We start from the raw sequence: 6354 nt of genomic DNA, 5'->3' as shown, positions 1-6354 counted from the left end.
CGCCATTGGCAAACACCACACCAGCGACCCCCAAGCCGGTCCCCGGTCCGATCACCGCAATGGTGCTGGCACCGGCCGCCGAGCCTTGGCCGGGCACGCCGGTGCTCGCACACCATTGGCGCAGTTGACTCGCCTGCAACTTTGGCAAGGACAGCGCCAGCGCCTCGAAGTCATTCAAGACCAACAAGGAATCCAGCCCGAGCGAGCGTTGGGCCTCGGCGCGCGAAAAGCTCCAATGCCCATTGGTCAACTCCACACGGTCGCCGACCACCGCTGTGGCCACGGCAAAAGCCGCCCGCCGGGGTGTCAGATCTCCGCTCAACAGCGGCCGCAGCCCCTGCAGATAGGCCTGCACCGCCGCCACCGGCCCTGCATGGTCTGACACCGGCATCACCTCGATATGCATGACGTCGGCGCCGCGCGCGGGCACCCAGCCAAAACGCGCATTGCTGCCGCCGATATCGGCCACCAGGCAGGGGTAAGCCCTGGCGCTCATGCCAGCCCTCGCAGGGACAACAGCACAGACCGACCACAGAAAGAATTTGCTCGCACGATAGCTCTCGACTCGAAAGGCTCGGGGCGGCAGACGGCCTCCCAAGCTGCTACTGACCTTGGCAGCGCGCTTCAAGCCGCCAAGCACCTGACCCACTTCATGAAGCATAAGGTAACAAAACTACATTAACTGCGCAATAGCGCCTTTCCCGAATCGCTGCAATTCGCTAGCGATGTCCGTTGACTTGGTGGGAGCGAACTCACGACGACGCCCAAACATCAGCCCCACGTACCTGTAGTATCGCTACATTACTAAAAAATTCCTGCTGCCAGCAAGACGGCTGCCCGTGGCCGGTTGGCCGGCCTCAAAGGGCTTGACCCGCAGCTCCTGGCCGAATGGCAGCCCCATAATGCGCCGCAAGCCCACGCCCAATTGCCACCCCCACAGCCCCGCCAAAAGCAGCCATGCCCTCGACCTTTGACAGCCCGCGCCTGATTGCCGATATCGGCGGCACCTACGCCCGTTTTGCGCTTGAAATCAGCCCCGGCGAGTTCAGCCAGATTGCCTCGCTGCGCTGTGCCGACTACGCCGATTTCCACGCCACGGTCAGCGCCTACTTGGCCAACTTGACGGGCCTTAGCGCCAGCGCGGCGATCGAGCATGCGGCAATAGCGATCGCCTATCCGGTCGAAGATGACTTGGTGCGCATGACCAATTACCACTGGCAGTTCTCGATCGAAGAGATGCGCCAGCGCCTCAAGTTCGACACCCTGGTGGTGGTGAATGACTTCACCGCGCTGGCGATGGCGCTGCCCAGGCTCAACGCCAATGAGGTGCAGCAGATCGGCGGCGGCCAGGCGCGCAGCCCCGCCGTCATCGGTCTGCTCGGCTCGGGCACCGGCTTGGGGCTGTCGGGCCTGATCCCGGCGGCCGATGCTTGGGTGGCGCTGGGCACCGAGGGCGGCCATACCGCTTTTGCGCCGCGCGACGAGCGCGAGATCGCGGTGCTGCGCTTCGCGATGAAGCAATTCGAGCATGTGTCGTTTGAGCGCTTGTTGTCCGGCCCCGGCCTGGAGTTGATTTACCGCGCCTTGGCTGAGCGCGCCGGCCAAACGGCCGAGAACCTGCACGCACCCGAAATTACCCTGCGCGCCCTTGCGCAGCGCGATGCCTTGTGCGAAGAAACGTTGGAGGTGTTCTGCGCCGTCTTGGGCACGGCGGCGGCCGACTTGGCGGTGACGCTGGGCGCCTTTGGCGGCATCTATATCGGCGGCGGCATCGTGCCCAAGCTGGGCGAGTATTTCGCGCGCTCTTGCTTCAGGAAACGCTTCGAAGACAAGGGCCGCTTTACCGCCTATGTGGCGGCGATTCCGACCTTTGTCATCACCGCCGAACACGCCACCTTCAAGGGTGCCTCGGCGATTCTTGAGGCGCAGCTGCGCAATCTGCAAACCACACCCGGCGCCGGGCTGCTGGGCCAGATCAGGCGCGCCCGCCCCGAGCTGTCGCCGGCCGAGCTGCGCGTGGCCGAGCACATCCTGGCGCACCCGCGCTCGGCGCTGACCGACCCGATCGCCACCATCGCGCGCGCCGCCCAGGTCAGCCAGCCGACCGTGATCCGCTTTTGCCGCACGCTGGGCTGCGAAGGCCTGTCCGACTTCAAACTGCGCCTGGCCTCGGGTCTGACCGGCACCGTGCCGGTCACGCACACGCAGGTCAACTTGGACGACTCGATGCTGGAGCTGGGCGCCAAGGTGCTGGGCAACACCGCCTCGGCGATTCTGCAAGTGCGCAGCCAACTCAACCGCGACATGATGGCGCGCGCGGTCGAGCTGCTGCTGCACGCTGGGCGGATCGAGTTCTACGCGCTCGGCCATTACGGCGTGGTGGCACAAGACGCCGAATACAAATTCCTGCGTTTCGGTATGCCCAGCTCGGCCTACACCGACCCGCGCCTGCAACTGCTGGCCGCCAATGTCTTGAAGCCCGGCGATGTGGCCGTGGTAATCAGCAATAGCGGCCGCCTGCCCGAGTTGCTGGAGGTGGTGGAAAAAGCGCAACAGCGAGGCGCCTTTGTGGTGGCCATCACAGCCGGCCAGTCACCGCTGGCGCGCAAGGCCGATGTGACCTTGATCGTTGATCACACCGAGGATGTGGAAACCCATGTGCCCATGGTCAGCCGCATCCTGCATCTGTTGGTGATCGACATTCTGGCGGTCGGCGTGGCGATGCGGCGCAATGCGGACGGGCTGGATCCGCTCGCCAATTCACCGCTGCTTGCGCTGGACGAGCCCGGCGGCGCCGAGGCGCTCGCCAGCGGCCAGCCGAGTGCCAAACGCACGGCGCCCGGCGTCAGCCTGGCTTCGCCGCTGGCGCGCCTGACGTCACACAGTCGCTAACTGAGGTTGCACGCACCCGCCGATGCGCTGCGCGGGCGCTGGGTACCCAGGCCTGGGTGGCCCAGCGGCGCCACATCAAGAGCCCCCTGATCCACTCATCCAGCGCATAGGCGATCCACAAGCCCGGCAGCCCCAGCCCCAAGTGAACGCCCAAGAACCAGCTGCCGCCGGCCAAAACCACCAGCATCGAGGCCGCGCCGGCGATGACCGGATAACGCGCGTCGCCTGCGGCACGCAGCGCATTGATGACGACCAGATTGAAGGTGCGGCCCGGCACCAGCAGCACGGTCAACCACAGCAGCGTCACGCCCGCCGCGATGATGTCTGGGTCTTGCGTGAACCAGCCCATCAACCAAGGCCCGGCCAGCGCTGCGGCCAAGGCCACGCTGACGCTCACCACCAGGCCACGCGCCAAGGCCCGGCGCACCAGGCTGTGCGCCGCATGCAGACGGCCGGCGCCGATCAGATGCCCGACGACGATCTCAACCGCAAAGCCGGTGGCGATGCCGAACATCATCACAAAGCTCATCAGCTGCAGGGCGTAGGCCTGCGTGGCCAGCACGGTGGCGCCCAAGCTCGCTGCCACGCCGACGCTGACCATAAAGGCCAGCCGATAGGCGATGTTCTCGGCCGCGCCGGGTAAGCCGATGTGCAAGACCGCCGCCAGCTCCGCGCCCGGCAGACGCCACCAATCCGACCAACGCGGCCGCAGCCCCAGGCGCGCCCGCCACAGCAGCAAGTGCAGCGCCAGCCCCAAGGCCCGGCTCAGGCCCAGCGCCAAGGCGAAGCCGGTCAAACCCAGTGCCGGAATAGGCCCCCAACCCAGCATCAAGGGCAGCGCCAGCGCCAGGTGGCAGACTTGCATCGCCACCACCACGGCGAGCGCCTCGCGGCTGCGCAAGTGCGCGCGCATTACGCTGGACATCGAAGCATTCCAGGCATCCAGCAACAAGGCCGGTGCCAAGACCTGCAAGAACGGCGTCGCCAGCGGCATCACCTCGGCCGGCGCGTTCAGCAGGCGCAACAACGGCGCGGCGCCGAGCAGGGCCGCCAGCGCCGCAAAGCCGCCTATCCAAGTGCTGGCCCCCAACACCGCGCGTGCCACGCCGTCGGCCGCCGCACGCCGCCCGGCGCCCAGGTTTTGCGTCAAGACCACGCTGACGCCGGCCCCGATGACGCGGAACAAGATGAACAGCGTGGCCGAGACCTGCAAGCCCAAGGCAAAGGCGCCGGCCGAGGCGTCGGAGATGCGCGCCGCCAAGGTGGTGCCGAACAGGCCCAGCGCCACGCCCAACCAGAGCTCCATGAACAAGGGCCAGACGACGCTGAGCAAACGCGGGGCGGGCAGCTGGGGGGAAGTAGAAGGCATCAAAAAATGGGCAAAAACAAACAAGACCGTAGACTGCAGGCCGCCGCTGCAGCTGCTACAGCTGCAGCGGCGATTGTTGCCTCCAGGCGCTGCGCCCGGCGTCCACCCCCTCAGTTGAGTTTGCTTTGCAATGACCCCACCCGCCCCAAGCCTGACGACACAAGTGCATGCCGCGCAGGGGCTGCTGGGCACGGTGGACGTGCCGACACTGGCCGCCTTGCTGGCGCAGGCGCCGCAGCAAATTGAACAAGCACTGGCCAGCTTGGCCGCGAGCGGGCCGGCCGACGCGGACGCGGCCCGCGAGGCGCCGCTCTTGGCCGAGCTGCTGCCGCGCGCGCTGCAGCTCTTGCTCAATGCCGAGCAGATCGTGCGCGCCGCCGCGCTGGTGCTGCAACACGGCACACCCACGCAGCAGCTGGACTTTTTAGAGCCAGCCGGCTGGGCCTTGTTCTACAGCCCGGCTGGCCGCCCGCTGCTGGGCCAGCTGCTGGGCCTGAACGCCTTGCAGCCGCGCCTGCAGCAAGGCGAGCTGCTGGGCCTGCGACACATCTGGACCATCGAAGTCGCCGGCGAGCCACACCAGGTCGAGCGCCGGCTGCCGGTGTCCACCGGCTTGAGCGCTGCGCTGCGGGCCACGCTGCAAGCGCGCATCGCGCAGATGTTTGACCAGCCGGCGCGGGCGATTCAGCAAGCACAGCTGGCCATCGCCGGCTTCCCGCATGACCTCTACCTACCCGCTCTGCTAGCACGTTACACACTCGGGCTGGCGCTGCTGGACGCTGGCTACCCGCAGGCGGCGATCGCGCCCTTGAGCTTGGCTTTGAAGGGCGCCAACCGCGACGGCGCCACGCTGCTGCAGATCGATGCGTTGCAGGCCTTGAGCGCGGTCCATGAGCAGCTCGACCTTGGCGCGCCGGCCCAGCTCTATGCGCAAGAAGCGCAGCGCTTAAGCCGGCTGCACGGCGTGCGCGAGCCTGATGCGCCCTGGCCGGTCGACAGCGACCGCGCTTTTCCGCAATTACTGGACCAGGCCATCCAACACCTGCTGGCCGGCCAGCGGGAAGCGGCGGCCTTGGGGCTGGCCGAGCTGGAGCAGCGTGAACGCAAAGCGTTTTTCTGCATCAAATGGCGCAACCGCCTGATCCATGCGCAGAGTTTTTTGGCCTCGCTGCGGCATGACGAGGCGGCGCTTCGGACCATCGCGGCCGGTTACCGGGCCGGAACTTGGGCCGCTAGCAATGCCTATGAGCTGGAGTTGGCCGTGCTGCAGGCCGGCTGCGCGCTGCTGGCGGCCAAGCCGCTGGCGGCCGATCAGTTGGTGGGTTTGGCCGCCGAACTGGCTGCCCGCCCGCTGCCCTTGCTGGCGCGCCGGCTGCTTTGTATTGCCGCCTTGGGCGCAACGCCCGGCGCCGATCTGGCTGCCCTGCTGCGCTGGCTGGACGGTGAAGGCGAGGACATGGAGCTGCAGCTCGAAGGCGACGCGCGCTGGCTGGCGCCCAAGCTGGTCGGCCCGCTGGCGGCGCTGCTGGCCGCGCCCGGCATCGTTCATCACGCCCGCGCCCGCAGTTGCGCCGGCAATCTATTGGCCATGCTGAAAAGCGCTGAGTCCAAACCGGTGGCCCAGTTAGGCATGGCCGACGCGCCGCCGCCGCTGGGCCTGACCGGCCGCGAGTGGCAGGTGCTGCGTCTGATCGGCGAGCGGCACAGCAACGAGCAAATCGCCAGCGCCCTGTTTGTGTCGGCCGCCACCGTCAAGACGCACATCAACCGCATCTACAGCAAGCTCAATATCGGCTCGCGCGCGGAGGCGATGCAGCGGGCGCGGCATTTGGGCGCTTGAGCCGAGCCGTCCCGTCCGTGCTTCAGCCGACCAAAGCCTGCGCTGCCCCTTCCCGCGTGCGCTGCACCAGGTAGTCGAGAAAAACGCGCGTACGCTGGGGTAAAAATTTGCGGCTGGGCATCGCGGCATACACCGACATGCGGCCGGAGACCCAGCCGTTGAGCACGCGCACCAATTCGCCGCGCAGCAGGTGAGGTGCCACCAAATCGGTCGCTACCGAGATGATGCCGGCGCCGTCCAGCGCGGCGCGCAG

General features: G+C 67.2%; 5 protein-coding genes. 2 read left to right on the top strand and 3 right to left on the bottom strand.

The annotated features are described in order from the left end of the window. A partial coding sequence (locus tag RMO57_RS01005) for a glucokinase (protein WP_310383422.1) occupies nucleotides 1–496 on the bottom strand: 496 nt, incomplete at its 3' end. A gap of 461 nt (nucleotides 497–957) precedes the next feature. Here RMO57_RS01005 and RMO57_RS01000 point away from each other — a divergent pair. Continuing rightward, nucleotides 958–2892 carry a glucokinase gene (locus tag RMO57_RS01000; protein ID WP_310383420.1) on the top strand — a complete coding sequence of 645 codons (1935 nt, stop codon included), beginning with the start codon at nucleotides 958–960 and terminating at the stop codon, nucleotides 2890–2892. On the opposite strand, the gene RMO57_RS00995 is transcribed toward RMO57_RS01000, so the two are convergent. Beyond that, on the bottom strand, nucleotides 2846–4261 hold the full coding sequence (locus tag RMO57_RS00995; protein ID WP_310383418.1) for an MATE family efflux transporter: 1416 nt from the start codon (nucleotides 4259–4261) through the stop codon (nucleotides 2846–2848). The genes RMO57_RS01000 and RMO57_RS00995 overlap by 47 nt on opposite strands. Before the next feature lie 130 nt (nucleotides 4262–4391). Between RMO57_RS00995 and RMO57_RS00990 the strand changes: the two genes are divergently transcribed. Continuing rightward, entirely contained in the window at nucleotides 4392–6101 is a 1710-nt protein-coding gene (locus RMO57_RS00990) for a helix-turn-helix transcriptional regulator (RefSeq protein WP_310383416.1), read from the top strand. A gap of 22 nt (nucleotides 6102–6123) precedes the next feature. Here RMO57_RS00990 and RMO57_RS00985 read toward each other — a convergent pair. Beyond that, nucleotides 6124–6354: LysR substrate-binding domain-containing protein (locus tag RMO57_RS00985; protein ID WP_310383414.1), on the bottom strand; the 231-nt coding region annotated here is incomplete at its 5' end.

This window comes from Roseateles sp. (assembly GCF_031397715.1).
GTDB lineage: Bacteria > Pseudomonadota > Gammaproteobacteria > Burkholderiales > Burkholderiaceae_C > Paucibacter_A.
This window is presented reverse-complemented; position numbering and strand designations above follow the sequence as displayed.